Annotated in this window: 15 protein-coding genes; 8 read left to right on the top strand and 7 right to left on the bottom strand. The window is 50.7% G+C overall.

What is annotated here, in order from left to right:
• Positions 1-192 precede the first annotated feature (192 nt).
• Genes FMR86_RS20140 through FMR86_RS20130 form a run of 3 tightly spaced genes read right to left on the bottom strand, consistent with a single transcriptional unit; the run spans position 193 to position 2,986 of the window.
• Complete coding sequence (locus FMR86_RS20140) at positions 193-1,530, bottom strand: TRAP transporter large permease (RefSeq protein WP_163353235.1); 1,338 nt, start codon at positions 1,528-1,530, stop codon at positions 193-195.
• Positions 1,520-2,005 (bottom strand): TRAP transporter small permease subunit, encoded by a 486-nt coding sequence (locus FMR86_RS20135; RefSeq protein ID WP_163353234.1) that lies wholly within the window; start codon positions 2,003-2,005, stop codon positions 1,520-1,522. The genes FMR86_RS20140 and FMR86_RS20135 overlap by 11 nt, the downstream gene beginning before the upstream one ends.
• Before the next feature lie 6 nt (positions 2,006-2,011).
• Entirely contained in the window at positions 2,012-2,986 is a 975-nt protein-coding gene (locus FMR86_RS20130; protein WP_163353232.1) for a TRAP transporter substrate-binding protein, read from the bottom strand.
• A 332-nt stretch (positions 2,987-3,318) separates the two neighbouring features.
• Here FMR86_RS20130 and FMR86_RS20125 point away from each other — a divergent pair, with 332 nt between their 5' ends.
• The 4 genes from FMR86_RS20125 to FMR86_RS20110 all read left to right on the top strand — a co-directional run bounded on the left by FMR86_RS20125 (position 3,319) and on the right by FMR86_RS20110 (position 7,907).
• Positions 3,319-5,289: a hydantoinase/oxoprolinase family protein gene (locus tag FMR86_RS20125; RefSeq protein WP_163353230.1), complete on the top strand. Its 1,971-nt coding sequence runs from the start codon at positions 3,319-3,321 to the stop codon at positions 5,287-5,289.
• Positions 5,290-5,307: 18 nt separating this feature from the next.
• Complete coding sequence (locus FMR86_RS20120) at positions 5,308-6,870, top strand: hydantoinase B/oxoprolinase family protein (protein ID WP_163353229.1); 1,563 nt, start codon at positions 5,308-5,310, stop codon at positions 6,868-6,870.
• A gap of 140 nt (positions 6,871-7,010) precedes the next feature.
• Complete coding sequence (locus FMR86_RS20115) at positions 7,011-7,667, top strand: hypothetical protein (RefSeq protein ID WP_163353227.1); 657 nt, start codon at positions 7,011-7,013, stop codon at positions 7,665-7,667.
• A 54-nt stretch (positions 7,668-7,721) separates the two neighbouring features.
• The gene (locus FMR86_RS20110; protein WP_163353225.1) at positions 7,722-7,907 is read left to right on the top strand and encodes a hypothetical protein; all 186 of its coding nucleotides are present in this window, start codon (positions 7,722-7,724) and stop codon (positions 7,905-7,907) included.
• A gap of 273 nt (positions 7,908-8,180) precedes the next feature.
• Here FMR86_RS20110 and FMR86_RS20105 read toward each other — a convergent pair whose 3' ends face one another.
• The 3 genes from FMR86_RS20105 to FMR86_RS20095 are packed head-to-tail and all read right to left on the bottom strand — an operon-like array spanning position 8,181 to position 9,793.
• Positions 8,181-8,735, bottom strand: coding sequence for an HDIG domain-containing metalloprotein (locus FMR86_RS20105; protein WP_163353223.1), 555 nt, complete (start codon positions 8,733-8,735; stop codon positions 8,181-8,183).
• 24 nt (positions 8,736-8,759) lie between these two features.
• A complete protein-coding gene (locus tag FMR86_RS20100; RefSeq protein ID WP_163353221.1) occupies positions 8,760-9,083 on the bottom strand; it encodes an AzlD domain-containing protein in 324 nt (107 codons plus the stop codon).
• A complete protein-coding gene (locus FMR86_RS20095; protein ID WP_163353219.1) occupies positions 9,083-9,793 on the bottom strand; it encodes an AzlC family ABC transporter permease in 711 nt (236 codons plus the stop codon). Before FMR86_RS20095 ends, FMR86_RS20100 begins: the two co-directional genes overlap by 1 nt.
• 136 nt (positions 9,794-9,929) lie before the next feature.
• On the opposite strand from FMR86_RS20095, the gene FMR86_RS20090 reads away from it, so the two are divergent.
• Positions 9,930-11,360, top strand: coding sequence for a PLP-dependent aminotransferase family protein (locus FMR86_RS20090; protein ID WP_163353217.1), 1,431 nt, complete (start codon positions 9,930-9,932; stop codon positions 11,358-11,360).
• 142 nt (positions 11,361-11,502) lie between these two features.
• Here the strand turns inward: FMR86_RS20090 and FMR86_RS20085 are convergent, their stop codons facing one another.
• A complete protein-coding gene (locus FMR86_RS20085) occupies positions 11,503-12,048 on the bottom strand; it encodes a M48 family metallopeptidase (RefSeq protein ID WP_163353216.1) in 546 nt (181 codons plus the stop codon).
• Between the two features lie 131 nt (positions 12,049-12,179).
• Here FMR86_RS20085 and FMR86_RS20080 point away from each other — a divergent pair, with 131 nt between their 5' ends.
• The 3 genes from FMR86_RS20080 to FMR86_RS20070 all read left to right on the top strand — a co-directional run bounded on the left by FMR86_RS20080 (position 12,180) and on the right by FMR86_RS20070 (position 15,535).
• Positions 12,180-12,761 (top strand): hypothetical protein, encoded by a 582-nt coding sequence (locus tag FMR86_RS20080; protein ID WP_163353214.1) that lies wholly within the window; start codon positions 12,180-12,182, stop codon positions 12,759-12,761.
• A 22-nt stretch (positions 12,762-12,783) separates the two neighbouring features.
• Complete coding sequence (locus FMR86_RS20075) at positions 12,784-13,263, top strand: hypothetical protein (RefSeq protein WP_163353212.1); 480 nt, start codon at positions 12,784-12,786, stop codon at positions 13,261-13,263.
• A gap of 121 nt (positions 13,264-13,384) precedes the next feature.
• Entirely contained in the window at positions 13,385-15,535 is a 2,151-nt protein-coding gene (locus tag FMR86_RS20070) for a Tex family protein (protein ID WP_163353210.1), read from the top strand.
• Positions 15,536-15,716: the final 181 nt, after the last annotated feature.

Genomic DNA, 15,716 nt, shown 5'->3' with positions numbered 1-15,716 from the left:
TTTATCTTTCGAAGTAAATGGTTCTCAGGAACCAATTCTTCAATCGTAACCAACTCAACAGTGACTTGCTTTTGCTCAGGCTTTTTTAACATGCAAACAATATAAAAAAGTCCTCACCAAAAGGCGAGGACTTTGTCAGCAATCTGAAGTCCCCGTAAAGTTAAACTTTGCGGGGACTTTTTGTTTAGTTTTTTAAGTCCTGATCATTTTTTCAGGCAGGTAGAAGACGATTTCCGGGAACATGGTCACCAGAATCACCATCAGCACCATGATGACGAAGAAGGGAAATGTCGCCTTGAGAATGTCTTTTACGTCGTCTCCGGTAATGTACTGGATGACGAATATGGAGAATCCAACGGGCGGTGTCACCTGCGAAAGCTCGACCATGAAGACCACGAAGATACCGAACCAGAGCGGGTCGAACCCGGCGGCGGTGACGATGGGCAGCACGATGGGCAGGGTCATGACCACGATGGAAATACCGTCGAGGATCATGCCCAGCATGACGTACATGATGCCGAGCACGAAGATGAGCATGTACGGCGACAGGTTCAAGGTGCCGATGTATTTACTGAGAGCCGTGGCAATTCCGAGGAAACCGACAACCTGGGAAAGAAAGGCCGCGCCGCAGATAATGAAGCAGATCATGCCGCTGGTTTTTACAGCGGAAAGCAGTGCTTCCTTGAAATTGGACAGGGTCAGGTTCTTGAACCAGAAAGCAATGCCGAGCGCGCCGAGCACACCGATGACCGCCGCTTCTGTGGGGGTGGTCAGTCCGGCATAGATGCCGCCGAGTACTACGGTGATGAGCAGGAAGACCGGGAAAAGGTCTTTCAGGGATTCAATGCGCTGGGCAGCGGTGAAGGTTTCCTTGTCCTGCGGAACAAGAGTGGGGTCCATCATGCAGCGTACAATGATGTAGATGGAATAGACTCCCGCGAGGGTCAGACCCGGAATTACCCCGGCAATGAAAAGCTGTCCGATGGAAGTATCGGAGAGGATGCCGTAGATAATCATGATCAGGCTGGGCGGGATCAAAAAGCCCAGTGTGCCGGACCCGGCAAGGGAACCGATGGCGAGGCTTTTATGGTAGCCGCGTTCGGAAAGTTCGTTAAAGGTGATCTTGCCCACGGTGGCGGTGGTGGCCGCACTTGAGCCGGAAACAGCTGCGAAAAGTGAACAGGCCACTACGTTGATGTGGTAGAGGCGGCCCGGAATGTTGGACAGCCACGGTACCAGACCGTTGAGCAGCCGGGTGGAAATGGATGTGCGGTACAGGATTTCACCCATAAGAATGAACAGCGGCAGGGCCGAAAGAGGCCACGAGTTCATGGTGTTCCACAGGGAATTTGCCATGAGGTCGCCGATTTTATCCCACACGGAAATGGTCGGCGGCAGGTTCATCTTGCAGAAAAGCATGCCGCAGATTGCTGCTGCGTAGAGTGAAAATCCGATCCATAGGCCGGAAAGCAGAAATAGAACCATGGCCCCCACAAGGGCGACGGCCAGCATCAAGGGATCACTTATCATTAATAGCTCTCCTGGCAATAAAAGCGATGATCTGGAGCAGAAGCAGGCCCAGCCCCACGGGAATAGCAAGCTGCGGAATCCAGAGCGGTGTTTCGGCAATGGTGTCCGCAGTCATTTCAAGATCCCATGTTTCGTAGACCATGGATATCGTATACTTGAGCGCAAAAGCAGTGATTGCCGCTCCGATAATCCCGGAAACGATGTCGGCAATCCGTTTGCCGTTCTCGGAAAAATGTGAGGTAAGCAGGTTGATCCTGATCAGCCCATCTTCCTTCATGGTGTAGGCAAGCCCGGTCAGAATCAGGAAAACGAGGGCATAGCCGCCGTATTCACTGGAAACAAGGGTGGATGTATTCAGCACCGCACGCAGGAAGATTTCAATGACCACAAGGGCCACAATGAAGAGCATCCCGGCTGCTGAAAGAAAGGCCCCTCCAATGGAGAGGCCCTCGATTAATCTGATAATTGCACGCATGGAATTCTACTTTTCGTAAGCTTTGATGACGGATTTGAAGCCTTTTTTGGCATTTTTCATGGTGTTTTCAAGCATGAGCTTGGATTCTTTGTGCAGCATTTCGTTAATCTCCTTGGAAGGTTCGGAGATTACGATGCCCTTTTCCGCGATGATTTTGAGAGCTTCCGCGTTGCTTTTTGCAGACTGTTCCCACTGGTAGGCTTCAACTTCAGCTGCTGCTTTGAGCATGGCTTCCTGCTGTTTGGGGTTCATGGCATCCCAGTAATCTTTGTTGATTACCATCATGTTCAGGGGGAAGGCATAGTTAATGTTGTTGAAATATTTGAGGGTCTCCCAGAACTTGCCGTCCTTGCCGGATACAGCGGAGGTCAGCACAGAGTTTGCGAGTCCTGTCTGCAGTGCGGAATAGAGTTCTCCCCAGGGCAGGGACATGGGGCTGGCACCGGTGGCGCGGAGCAGTTCTGCTCCGTTTTTGTCGTAGGTACGGGTCTTGAGACCTTTGAAATCCGCAACGGTTTTGAGGGGCTTTTTGGTGAAAAGTCCGCTGGGAGGCCAAGGAGCAGCGTAGAGCATTTTCTGGTTCCACTTTTTGCAGGCTTTTTCATAGTAGGGCTTGGCTGCTGCGTAGAGTTTTTTTGCTTCAGCGTAGTCTTTTGCCAGCAGGGGCATGGAGCTTATGCCGAAAACCTGATCGGAACCGGAAACAACGCCCATGAGGATATCGGACATGGGCAGAGTGCCGTCTTTAACTGTTTTGAGAAGCTCAGGGCCTTTGAAGCCGAGGCTGCCGCCGGGGTGGACGGTGATTTGAACTGAACCGGAGGTGTATTCAGCTACCTTGTCGGCAAAGAGTTTGGCACCCTGAGAATGAAAGTTGGTGGCACCGTAAATGGCGTTACAGTCCATCTTGAGTTCTGCAGCCTGTGCGGAAACGGCAAAGGCCAGAACCATGAGCAGGGGGGTGATGATCCGTTTTAACATGAGAATCCTCCGTGTTGAGTTTTGCTGTTTTTGTTATTTGAGAAATATTGTTTTAAAAAGTATCCGTTATTTGGTTTTTAATGTTTGCTAAAAATTAAAAAACTCGAAAAAAGGTGAACAGTTTTACGAGTATTTTAAAAATACATTGTTCGTTTTTTTGGTGGATTGAGCGAAGTAAGAGTGTTTATACACAGAATTTTGCAAAAATAAAATCTTTTAATCGTAGACAAAATTGGGTAAAGTTTGCTCGAATTGAATAATAGACACTAAGTAAAATGACAAATCACAGTTTTTGTAAAAGAGATTTAAGACTACCCAGCGGAGGATATATAGTGCTGATAATCGGAGTTGATACCGGAGGAACATTTACGGATTTTATTTACAAGGATGGAGATAAATGGGGCGTACACAAACGTCTCTCCACCCCTCATGACCCTTCCGAGGCAGTGATTAACGGGATTAAGCATATTGCCGGGGACCGGGCAGTGCAGGTCGTGCACGGTTCCACTGTCGCCACCAACGCCATTCTTGAGCGTAAAGGTGTGAAGACTGCCCTGATCACTAATGAGGGTTTTGAAGATGTTATCCAGATCGGAAGGCAGAACCGTTCCGATCTCTATGATTTATCTTTTTGTAAAAAGCCGCATATCGTTCCGCCGGAACTTCGCTTCGGAATCAGTGGAAGAATCGATCATGAAGGGAACGAAATTGAACCGTTTTCTGAGGAAAAAGTGCAGAATATTTTGCAGAGAATCAAAGATTCCGGTGTCGAATCAGTCGCACTTTGTCTCCTTTTTTCCTATTTAAATCCTGAGCATGAGAACAGAATGCGCGAACTTCTGGAGCAGATTGATGTCCCGGTTTCCGTTTCCCACGAAATTCTGGCCGAGTTCCGCGAGTTTGAACGTACTTCCACCACCGTCATCAATGCTTATGTTTCCCCCAAGATGACCAAGTATCTGACCAAGTTGCAGCAAACACTTGGTGAAGATCCTCTGCGGATCATGCAGAGTAACGGTGGTTCCATCTCCGCTGAAACCGCCATGAACGAGTCGGTGCGGACCATTCTTTCCGGTCCTGCCGGGGGTGCTGTGGGCGCACACGCCATCGGACAGATGGCCGGGTGCGATCGCCTGATCACCTTCGACATGGGCGGAACTTCCTCCGATGTTGCCTTAATTAATGAAGAGCTGCCTCTGACCCTTGAGTCCGCAATTGAGGATTATCCGGTCAAGGTGCCCATGATCGACATCCACACTGTCGGTGCGGGTGGTGGTTCCATTGCCCGTCTTGATGCCGGTGGGTCGCTGACCGTAGGTCCTGAAAGTGCGGGGGCCGATCCGGGACCGATCTGTTACGGCAAGGGTTCCGAGATTACTGTGACCGACGCCAACCTTTACCTTGGACGCCTTATTCCAGAACATTTCCTCGGCGGTGAGATGTCCCTTAAGACCGAAAAGCTGAATCAGGCCATGGAAGAAATGGCAGAAAAAGCGGGCCTCACTCCGGTGGAACTGGCTGAAGGTATCCTCGATATCGCCAACACCAACATGGAGCGGGCCATCCGCGTAATTTCCGTGGAGCGTGGTTTCGATCCCCGCGAATTTACCATGTTTTCCTTCGGCGGTGCGGGCGGCATGCATTGCGCCTTCCTTGCCAAACTGCTTTCCATTCCCAAGCTGTTCATTCCCAACAATCCGGGCATTCTTTCCGCAGTAGGCATGGTCATGGCTGATGTCATCAAAGACTACTCCCTGACCGTCATGCGCGATCAGCACAATACCAATGACGTGGATCTCGAAGAGCTTTTTGCCCCGCTGGAAGCTCAGGGCCGCGCCGATCTGGCTGAAGAGGGTTTTGCCTCTGATGATATCATTGTGGAACGTTTTCTGGACATGCGCTATCAGGGTCAATCCTTTGAAATCATCGTGCCTTTCAGCGGTGACTGGATTGAGGAATTCTCCCGCCTGCATAAGCAGAACTACGGCTACCGCAACGATGACAAGACCGTTGAAATCGTCAATATCCGTCTGCGGACCAAGGGCATGCCCACCAAGCCGGAATTCCCGGAAGCAGGCGCGCTGGTTGCTGAAATGGACCCCGAAGCACTGCTCGGAACCACCGAGACCGTCTTTGATTCCAGCAAGATGGAAACCCGCATTCTCAACCGCGAGAAGCTGCGCCCCGGCAACAAGGTGGACGGCCCGGCGATCATCATTGAGTACAGTTCCACACTGGTTATCCCGCCCTTTGCCAAGGGTGAGGTCGATCCTTACGGCAACCTTATTTTCGACATCGAGTAGTCAGGAGGTTTATATATAATGAATGTGAATCCGATCCTCCTTGAGGTTTTCAAGAACAGGTTTGCGGCCATCTCCGAGGAAATGGGCGTAACCCTGACCCGGACCGCGTTTTCCCCCAATATTAAAGAACGGCGCGACCTTTCCTGTGCGGTGTTCGACCACAAAGGCGACATGGTGGCGCAGGCCGCGCATATTCCGGTGCATCTCGGTTCCATGCCCCTGTCCGTGAAATCCGCCATTGAAAACAGCGATTTCAAGGAAGGCGACATGGTTATGCTTAACGATCCTTTCAAGGGCGGAACCCATCTGCCGGATATCACCCTTGTGGCTCCGGTCTTTTGTGACGGTTCCAGCGAACCCGCCTTTTACGTAGCCAACCGTGCCCATCATTCTGATGTGGGCGGCATGGCTTCCGGCTCCATGCCTCTTTCCACTTCCCTGTATCAGGAAGGGATCATCATTCCCCCGGTGAAAATCGTGGAAAACGGCGAAATTGTATCCGGAGTCATGACCCTGCTGCTCAACAACGTGCGCACTCCGGTGGAACGCGAGGGCGATTTCGCTGCCCAGATCATGGCCAACCTGACCGGGGTGACCCGCCTTAAGGAACTCATCGGCAAGTACGGCCTTGAGAAGGTTGATTTCTACGCCGCCAGCCTGAACGACTACGCCGAATCCATCACCCGCAACACCATCAAGTCCATCCCGGACGGCACCTATAACTTCACCGACTACATGGACGGTGACGGCGTGGATTGCGAAAATGTACCTATCTCCGTGGTCATGGAAGTTAAAGGCGACAGTGCCAAGCTCGATTTTACCGCGTCCGGCGATCAGGTCAGCGGCAGTGTCAACGCGGTGCGTTCCATCACTCTTTCCGCTGTGCTGTACGTGTTCCGCTCGCTTATCGAAGGTGATGTACCCACCAACGCAGGCATCCTGCGCCCCATCGAAGTGTTGACCCGCAAAGGTTCCATCCTTGATGCCAATTTCCCCGCAGCAGTTGCGGGGGGTAACGTGGAAACTTCCCAGCGCGTGGTGGACGTAGTCCTTGGCGCACTTGCCGAAGCCATACCGCAGCGCATTCCGGCGGCAAGTCAGGGCACTATGAACAACATGACCATCGGCGGCATGGATGAGCGCACAGGCAAGCCTTTTGCCTACTACGAAACTCTCGCCGGAGGCATGGGCGCATCCGCCACCTGTCGTGGTGAGCACGCCACCCATTCGCACATGACCAACACCCTGAATACCCCGGTGGAAGCCCTCGAATACAGCTATCCTTTCCGGGTCAAGACCTACTGTATCCGCAAGAATACAGGCGGAGCAGGCAGGATTCCCGGCGGTGACGGTCTCGTGCGTGAGATTGAGCTGCTTTCAGCCTGCGAAATCACCGTGCTTTCCGAGCGTCGGGTCAATGCGCCATACGGCTTACAGGGCGGAAGTCCCGGAACACCCGGCAAGAATATTCTGATCCGCGATGGTGAAGAGATTGTGCAGCCCGGTAAGTTTCATACGCCTTTGAAGAAGGGTGATGTGGTACGCATGGAAACTCCCGGTGGCGGGGGGTGGGGTAAGTAAATATCCTATTTAAAGATCATGGGCGAGGACATCTAGTTCTCGCCTTTTTTGTAAAGATATTATATAGATTGCTGAGTTAAATTTATGGTGTAGTTAATGAATCTAGATTGATTAAGATCTGATTTTTTTGAGACAATAGTATGTTTATTTTTTTTAAGAGAGTTTTTAGTAAGATTGATCTGTTTGATTTGTTTTTTTATCCTTACATGATAGCTATATCCTTGGGTGCTATTCTGCTTGTAGTTGAAGGAGAACATGGGTTTATTAAAGAAGAAATGAAGAAAAATATTGTTATAGCAGTTAATAATGGTGCTGATTTAGATACTGTGAAGCATATTTTTTTAAATAAAAGAGTTATTTCAACTACAGGTGTTTTGGGTGGTAGTAAAAAAAGTGAATTGTATGAGATGGGTGAGCCTTTGTCTAATGTTTTGAATGATATTAAATCTGACTTATTCATGAGGAGTGTCAATTCAACCGAACTTGCTTTGATTGATAATGTAATTAAAGAGTATGGTGTTCGAAATCCGTTCGATAAGCTCGAAGTTGGACAAAAGAATTATTTTGAGAACATCCAACAGAAATTAGGTGACGAATATGGAGTGATACAGTCTGATGTTAATAATATTGCCGATCAGCTTCAGCATCAGAATAGATTAGTTATGGAGTACCTTGCTGATTCAACAAAGAGTTTTTATATATCGATAATTGCCTTGATTTTTTCTGTTGTCGTAGGTGTCGTTCAGCTTTGGCACGGAAAAAGAAAACGTGGCGACTCAAATGCTGAAGGATCGTAGGATTGTTTAGGTAAAAATAGGGCTACGGTACGTTTCGTAGAAAAGGAGTTTTGTATGGGTACATTTTTTGAACAAAACGAGCAGACCTCACGTATAAAAGAAAGTCTTGGTCAAGCTGATGCAGGAGAATTTGCGTCCAGCGAACAAGTTGAAGAAGCATTTGAAAAATGGGGCTTGGACATAAAAGACACCTCCGTAGAAATCCTGAACATCTTCCACGAAGCCCAGCAGCAAAAATAAATTTCATCCTTCCTTAAAAACCTCAAAGCGGGCCGACATTTCTGGCAAATGTCGGCCCGCTTTTTGGGTGATTGTTCCAGCAGGGAACAAACGTTTGGAGTTCAAACAATCTAAAATATCTTAAGCTCACCCGGCTTTTTCAAGCGAAGCTGCGAAGCATAATGAAAAAGTTTGGGATTCTAAAACCCTTTTCAAAGGGTTTTAGGCCCCCGGCAGGGTCGCCGAAGGCAAAATCTTTTCATTAAAAAGCGCGATAGCGCATCAAAACTGAATCTAATCAAGACCTACTTCAGGTGCTACTCGAGTCACGGCTTCGATAGAAATAGCAAAAAAGTCACCCAGTTCGAGACCTATTTTGTCGCATTCCTTGATGATCTCACGATCCACGCTGGCGGCGAAGGCCTTGGCTTTCATTTTTTTCTTGAGACTCTTGGGCTTCATACCGTTCATTCTTTCAGGACGCATAAGCGCGTTGGCGTGGATCAGCCCGGTTACTGTTTCACCGCAACGCAAGGCAAAATCAAAATCAGACTGCGGGGTTATTCCGGTCATGTCGCCGTTGTGGGCGCGGATGGCCTGAATTGCTTCCGTGGGCAGCTTGCCTTCAAGCATTTCAGCGGCGATGAGGCCGTGCTTTTCCGGGGTTTCGGCGGTCTCGCTGTAATCGAGATCGTGCAGCAGCCCGGTCATGGACCAGAGTTCCACATCCTGTCCCAGCTTTTCAGCCAGCGCGCCGAGCACGGCTTCGGATTCAAGGGAATGCTGGATCAGGTTTTCTTCTTTTACGTTTGTCTTGAGCAGTTCGAGTGCTTCATCACGTGAGATCATTTTTAAATCCTTTTGTTGCTGAAATTACAGGAAATATCTGGCTGCTGCCACCAAGCCCATACCGACAGCCACGGTGCCGAAGAAATTGCGGGTGTACATGGCTACCGCAAAGGTAGGCACTGCCACCCAGAAGTAAAGGTTGCTGAAGCTGAGATCAATGATGCCTTCCGGGGCGAGCAGGGAGGGCATCAGCAGGGCGGAAAGCACCGCCGTGGGTACGTAGGAGAGCCACTTGACCACGATGGGCGGCAGGTTGCGGGAGCTTAAGGCCATGGCCGGGAGCATGCGCGGGATGTAGGTGACCGCCATCATACCGAAAAGGGTGAAAAGTATTGTTTGCTGGTCCATTATTTATTCCCCCATTTAACTGCCGCGCCGAGAGTTGTGCCGATCAGGGTGGCGATGATTACGTTCCATTGGCCTGCGCCGCCGAGAGCCAGTGCGGTTGATAACAGCCCGGTAATTATCCCGACGATGACGTGGCTTTTGTCCTTGATCTGGAAAATGAGCAGGGCGATGAACATGCCTGGAAGCGCGTAATCAAGGCCCATGGGCTTTACGTCATTTATGAGTGTACTGGAGAATATGCCCAGCACGGTTCCGCCCACCCACGCGGCCTGCGCAATGGAGTTGATCAGGAAGGTTTCGCTCTTGCGGGTGTCGCCGTCCGCAAAGCGGGTGGAGTGCACGGCGAAACTTTCATCGGTGAGCTGAAAGGTGAACCCGGCTATCTCAAGCTTGGACCATTTCTTAAGGTAAGGCGAAAGGGCCGCGGACATGAGCATGTGGCGCAGGTTGACGATGAAGGTGGTGATGATCACCGAGAGGGCGGAGGCACCGGAAGCGATTAAGCCCACGGCGATAAACTGTGCTGATCCGGCGAAAACGATCAGGGACATGATCACAGTGTTGTCAATGGAAATACCGGATTTGCGGGCCAGCACGCCGTAGGCAAAACCCACGGGCAGGTAGCCGAGTACGATGGGCAGGGCCTGCTTGAATGCTGAGAGCAGCACGCTGCTTTGTTTTATTTTCTGGGAATTCATGACGGATTCCATGTTTACCTCTCCCTTTCCTAAAATTCAAATTTGCTATTTCGATCTGCTTGCCAGTCTACATGAAATCTGACATCAGTACAGATACAGATTTGAAAAAAATGGACCATAACAGTTTTGAGTAGTGAGGGAAAATACTATGAATCTGGACAGTTCAGACAATCAGTACAGATACAAAAAAGTTGAGCAGGAACTTTCAACCCATATTGAGGCCGGGGATCTTGTGCCCGGTGACAAGCTGCCTTCACTGCGCCAGATGAGCAAAATCCTCAAAGTTTCCATTTCAACTGTTTCCCATGCTTACGAGGAACTGGAAAAGCGCGGACTGATCGAATCCCGGCCCCGTTCCGGTTATTACGTGCGCAGCGAGTTCCGCACTATCCCCACCCCGGAAATCAAGACTACCCAGAAGCTGGAACCGCATCTGGTGACCAAGAATAAACTCATCCGCACAGCTCTTGAAACTGTGGGTAACAAGGATCTGCTGCCGCTGGGCGTGGTCTGTCCCAGCAATGATCTGCTGCCCACCCGCCAGCTTGCCAAGATAATGAACTCTGTTATCCGGGAAAACCCTCTCGATACAGCCGGGTATGAAATGATCCCCGGCAACCTCGATCTGCGCCGCCAGATTGCGTTCCGTTCCGTGGATTGCGGTTCCAATGTCACTGCCGATGAATTGATCATCACCACCGGGGCCATGGAGGCATTGTATATTTCCCTGCGCACCCTGACCCGGCCCGGTGACCTGGTGCTTATCCAGTCTCCATCCTATTACTGTTTTCTGCAATTGGTGGAGAATCTCGGCTTGCGGGCCATTGAAATGCCATCCTGTCCCAAGAAGGGGATCAACCCGGATCGGGTGGAGGACATCACCCGTACTTTTGACATCAAAGCCTGTATCTTTTCGCCTAATTTCAACAATCCTGACGGGGGGCTTACTTCGGATGCCCGTAAAAAAGAAATTGTTGAAATTCTCGCCAAACGTAAAATTCCGCTGGTAGAAGATGATGTCTACGGGGAAATATATTTCGGTGATTCCCGGCCGCGTACACTTAAGTCCTACGACCGTGATGGCGGGGTGCTGCTCTGTTCATCCTTTTCCAAGACCATCGCCCCCGGTTACCGGGTCGGTTGGCTGGCACCGGGTCGGTTTCTGGAAAAGGCCCTTGAGATCAAAGCCACCACAAATGTTTCCTGCGTTGCCGCCACCCAGATGGCAATCGGACGCTACCTGCGCGAGACCCTTTATGACCGTCATCTCAAGAAGTTGCGTTCGGCCATGAAGGACCAGATGCAGAAGATGCGCACCGAGATCGGTCTCGCTTTCCCCGAAGGTACCAAGGTCACCAATCCCAAAGGCGGGTCAGTGCTCTGGGTGGAGCTGCCCGAGGACAAGGACGGCGTGGAGCTATTTTTCAAGGCCCGTGAAGAAGGAATCGGCATTGTGCCCGGAACCGTCTTTTCGCCGCAGGATGTGTTTTCAAACTATATCCGTCTTTCCAGCGGATCACTCTGGAGCGAGGAGATACAGGCCGGCGTGCGCCGTCTTGGTGAACTGGCTGCTGAGTAAGCCTCCGGCGGCCCTGCCGGGGGCCTTAAACCCTTTTGGGAAAAGGGTTTAAGAATCCCAAAACTTTTTAGTAGGGCTCCGCCGTGTAGTTTGGAAAACTAGTAGCAGAGAATTCTTTGTAGTTCTTGTATAAAATTGCTTTTTAAGCTGTCAGAGCTGTTTCTTCGATGACCCGTTCCACCATGTTGGCGGCGTCTTCGAAGGAGGCTTCGGGGTCGGACTCGATGAGTGCGATTTGTAGATTGATCTCGCGCTGCAGAGTGATGTTTTCGGGGTCGAAATAGAGTTTCCAGACCGGGACGGCTTTTTTTCCGGATCCGGCGCGGCAGAGTACAAGTCCGAGATAGAGGTAGGAGAAGTTGTCTTTGCCGAGAATACGGATGGCCCTTTCGAATTCCACCTTGGCCTGAATGTATTTTTCGATCTTGTACAAACAATGGCCGTGCCTCTTGCGGGCATCGGCGTTCTGCGGTTCGGTCTTGATGAATTCTTTGTACTTTGCGGCGGCTTCTTCGTAGCGACTGTTCTCGTAAGCCACGTTGGCTTCAGCGAGGGTGTCGAGATTGACTTCCTTGGCCGCGATGGGTTTGGCCGCGCTTTGCAGCTGTTCACGGTCTTCTTTTTTCCTGAATCCGCCGAACAGGAATCCTCTTCTGGAAAGTTTCTGGGCCTTTTTTTTATCGGACATATTCTCCTCCGCTCTTACAAAACTGCCGGAGTGTAACGGCAAACGGGCCGGACGCCAAGCATATTTCGGTTCTATGGACATATGATCCAAGCCGTTATAAAAAAGGATATCCCTGTAAAAATGAGGTTGTCATGAAAAGATTTTTGCTGATTCTGGTTCTTTGTCTTGTCTGCGCTTCCTGCGCACGTATCGAAAGGTATACCACTCCCTTTGATACTGGAGGCAAGGTTTATAAACTGGCTTTGCTGCCCTGGCAGACAACGACCATGGATTTTGACTTCAAGTACCGCTGGCGCATGACCCAGTCTGTGTTGAAAGCTTGTAAACAGGCCGGAACCTTTGAATTTAAATGGTCGGCCTATGCCGTCAACGGCGGCGATGTTGACCTTCTGGAAAACATTCAGAAATCCGGCTTGTGGGAACTCCGCAAGTATGGAAAACAGTATCCGGTTGTGCCTGAAGTTCAGGCCGTACTTTCCGGTCTGGATGCCGATCTGGCCCTGCTTTACGATATTTCTGCGGATAATTATACGCGGGATCCTGATTTTGCCTATGAATCCCGTTGTGATTACGTCCGGATTTTTCTCGTGGACGTGAAAACCGGACAGGTGTTTACCGAATTCGTACGCACCAATTTCATGAACGGCGGTCTGGATGCGGATGTCAAATTGCTCACCCTGCGGGCTTTTAATAAATTTCTTGCTGACAAGTAGTTTTATTCAAAGGAGTTTTATTGTGCTTAAAAGATTTTTCTTTCCGGTAGTGTTTTGTGTCGCAGTACTTTTTGTGTCCTCTGCTTATGCAGCTGAAATGGACATCAAGGGCTGGGAAAAAGGCGGCGAATATGACAGTCTTTACGATAACACCGACCGTGATGTTTTTAAGGGAACGCTTCTGAAAATCAAGGACTATACTCCCATGGACGGCATGACTGAAGGTGTGGCCGTGCTTGTGAAGGACAAGGAAGACGGTGAAGAAGTGCTTGTGCATCTCGGCCCCAAGGATTTTGTGGAACCGCGTATCAAGGACCTGCGTCCCGGTGTGCGGGTCAAGGTCTATGGCGTGCTGGTGGAGCTTGACGGCGAGTACGAATACATGGCCGCCAAACTCAAGGCCGGGGAAGAACGCAAATACAAGTTTCGCCTCACCAAAGACGGCACTCCCTTCTGGTCCCTTTCTCCCGAAGAACTTCAGAAAGAAGAATCAAGTCAGTAATTTTGATGCCTCCGGCGGCCCTGTCGGGGGCCTTAACCCCTTTTGCAAAAGGGGTTAAGAATCCCAAAACCTTTTAGTTTGCTTCGCACGTAGCTCGCTAAATCTACATTATCTTGCATTTATGAATTCCAAAAATATATCCCGAATTTCGTCTGAACTCAGTATTCCATCCAATAATGTAAAAGCGGTGGTCGGCCTTCTTGACGAAGGTGCGACCATCCCTTTTATTTCCCGTTACCGCAAGGAAGCTACAGGCTCTCTTGATGAAGTGGCGGTCTCAAATGTCAGTGACCTTTTTGAAAAGCTGAAAGAGCTGGATAAACGGCGCGAAACCGTGCTCAAATCCATTGAGGAGCAGGGCAAACTTGATGACGGCTTGCGTAAAAAAATCGAAGCTGCCGAGACCATGCGCCAGCTTGAGGATCTGTACCTGCCCTACAAGCCCAAGCGTAAAACCAAGGGACAGGCTGCGATCCAGAAAGGTCTGGAACCGCTGGCTTATAAGATTTTTGCCCAGAAATGCGATCCTGTTCAGGAAGCGCAGCCTTATGTTTCTGCGGAAAAGGGAGTGGAATCCGTGGACGATGCTCTGGCCGGAGCGCGTGATATCATCGCTGAAAAGATTGCTGAGAATACGGTAACCCGTGATGCGGTACGTTTTTTGTTTGAGCGCAAGGCCCTGATTGAATCCAAACCCACCAAGGCCGCGCAGGCTGACGAGAACAAGGACAAGGCTTCCAAGTTCCGGGACTGGTTTGATTGGCGTGAACCTGCCAAAAAAGCTGCCGGACATCGAATTCTGGCTCTGTTTCGTGGTGAGCGCGATAAATTTCTGAAGGTTTCCATCCGTCCGGAAGAATCCGCAGGGCTTGATATCCTGCATCGCAAGCTGGTCCGTTCAAATTCTGCGGCCTCCAGGCAGGTGGAGCAGGCTGCCACAGACAGCTACAAGCGACTGCTGGCTCCGCAGATGGAAACAGAACTTCGCGGGGTCCTGCTGGAAAAGGCTGAGACTGAAGCGATTAATATTTTTGCCGCCAATTTGCGTGAAATCCTGCTTTCTCCGCCCCTCGGCGGCAAGCGGGTGCTGGCCCTTGATCCGGGTTTCCGCACCGGGGCCAAGCTGGTCTGCCTTGATGCACAGGGAACCCTGCTGCACAACGAGACCATTTATCCGGTCACTTCTGAAGGCAAGAAGAAAGAAGCCGCGCGCATTGTTTCCGCTCTGGTGGATAAGTACGATATTGAAGCCGTTGCCATCGGCAACGGAACAGCCGGGCGCGAGACCGAGCAGTTTGTGAAAGAACTGGGGCTTGATTCGTCGATTCAGGTGATCATGGTCAATGAATCCGGGGCCTCGGTTTATTCCGCTTCGGAGATCGCCCGTGAGGAATTCCCGGATTACGATATCACCGTGCGCGGGGCTGTTTCCATCGGGCGCAGGCTCATGGATCCGCTGGCGGAACTGGTTAAGATTGATCCCAAATCCATCGGCGTGGGCCAGTACCAGCATGATGTGGACCAGAAGGGTTTGGCGGAGAGCTTAGGCCGGGTGGTGGAATCCTGCGTGAACATGGTCGGCGTGGAACTTAACACCGCCAGTGCGCGGCTGCTGCAATCCGTTTCCGGGCTGGGGCCGGTGCTGGCGGCAAATGTGATTAAATTTCGTGAGGAGAACGGCCCCTTTGGTTCACGCCGGGAACTGCTCAAGGTTCCCCGTCTCGGTCCCAAAGCTTTTGAACAGTGCGCGGGCTTCCTGCGTATTCGCGGGGCCAGGAATCCGCTGGACGGAACGGCAGTTCACCCGGAACGGTACAAGGCCGTGGCTGGAATCGCCAAGGATCTCGGTGCCGATGTTGCCGAGTTGATTAAGTCCGCTGAGTTGCGGTCCAAGGTAAATTTGCAGGATTATGTTTCCGATGATCTGGGCTTACCGACTCTTGAAGATATCATGGAGGAGTTGGAAAAGCCGGGACGTGATCCGCGCAGGCAGTTCGAAGCCGTGCGCTTTGATGATTCCGTAAAGGAAGTTTCAGACCTGCGTGAGGGCATGATCCTCAACGGCATTGTGACTAATGTTACCGCCTTCGGGGCTTTTGTGGATATCGGTGTCCATCAGGACGGACTGGTGCATATCAGCCGCATGGCTGATGAGTTCGTGCGTGACCCGGCAACTGTTGTTCATCCGGGGCAAACCTTGAAAGTGAAGGTGCTTGAAGTGGATATCCAGCGCAAGAGGATTTCACTGAGCATGCGTCAGTCGGATATGTGAAACGCAACCCGCAAACATTTAAATGTTTGCGGGTTCAGATTGCTGACAAAGTCCTCGCCTTTTGGTGAGGACTTTTTTATATTGTTTGCATGTTAAAAAAGCCTGAGCAAAAGCAAGTCACTGTTGAGTTGGTTACGATTGAAGAATTGGTTCCTGAGAACCATTTACTTCGAAAGATAAA

This window comes from Desulfovibrio sp. JC010 (assembly GCF_010470675.1).
Lineage (GTDB): Bacteria > Desulfobacterota > Desulfovibrionia > Desulfovibrionales > Desulfovibrionaceae > Maridesulfovibrio.
Note: the sequence above shows the minus strand (reverse complement) of the source record. Positions and strands in the feature narration are given on the sequence as shown.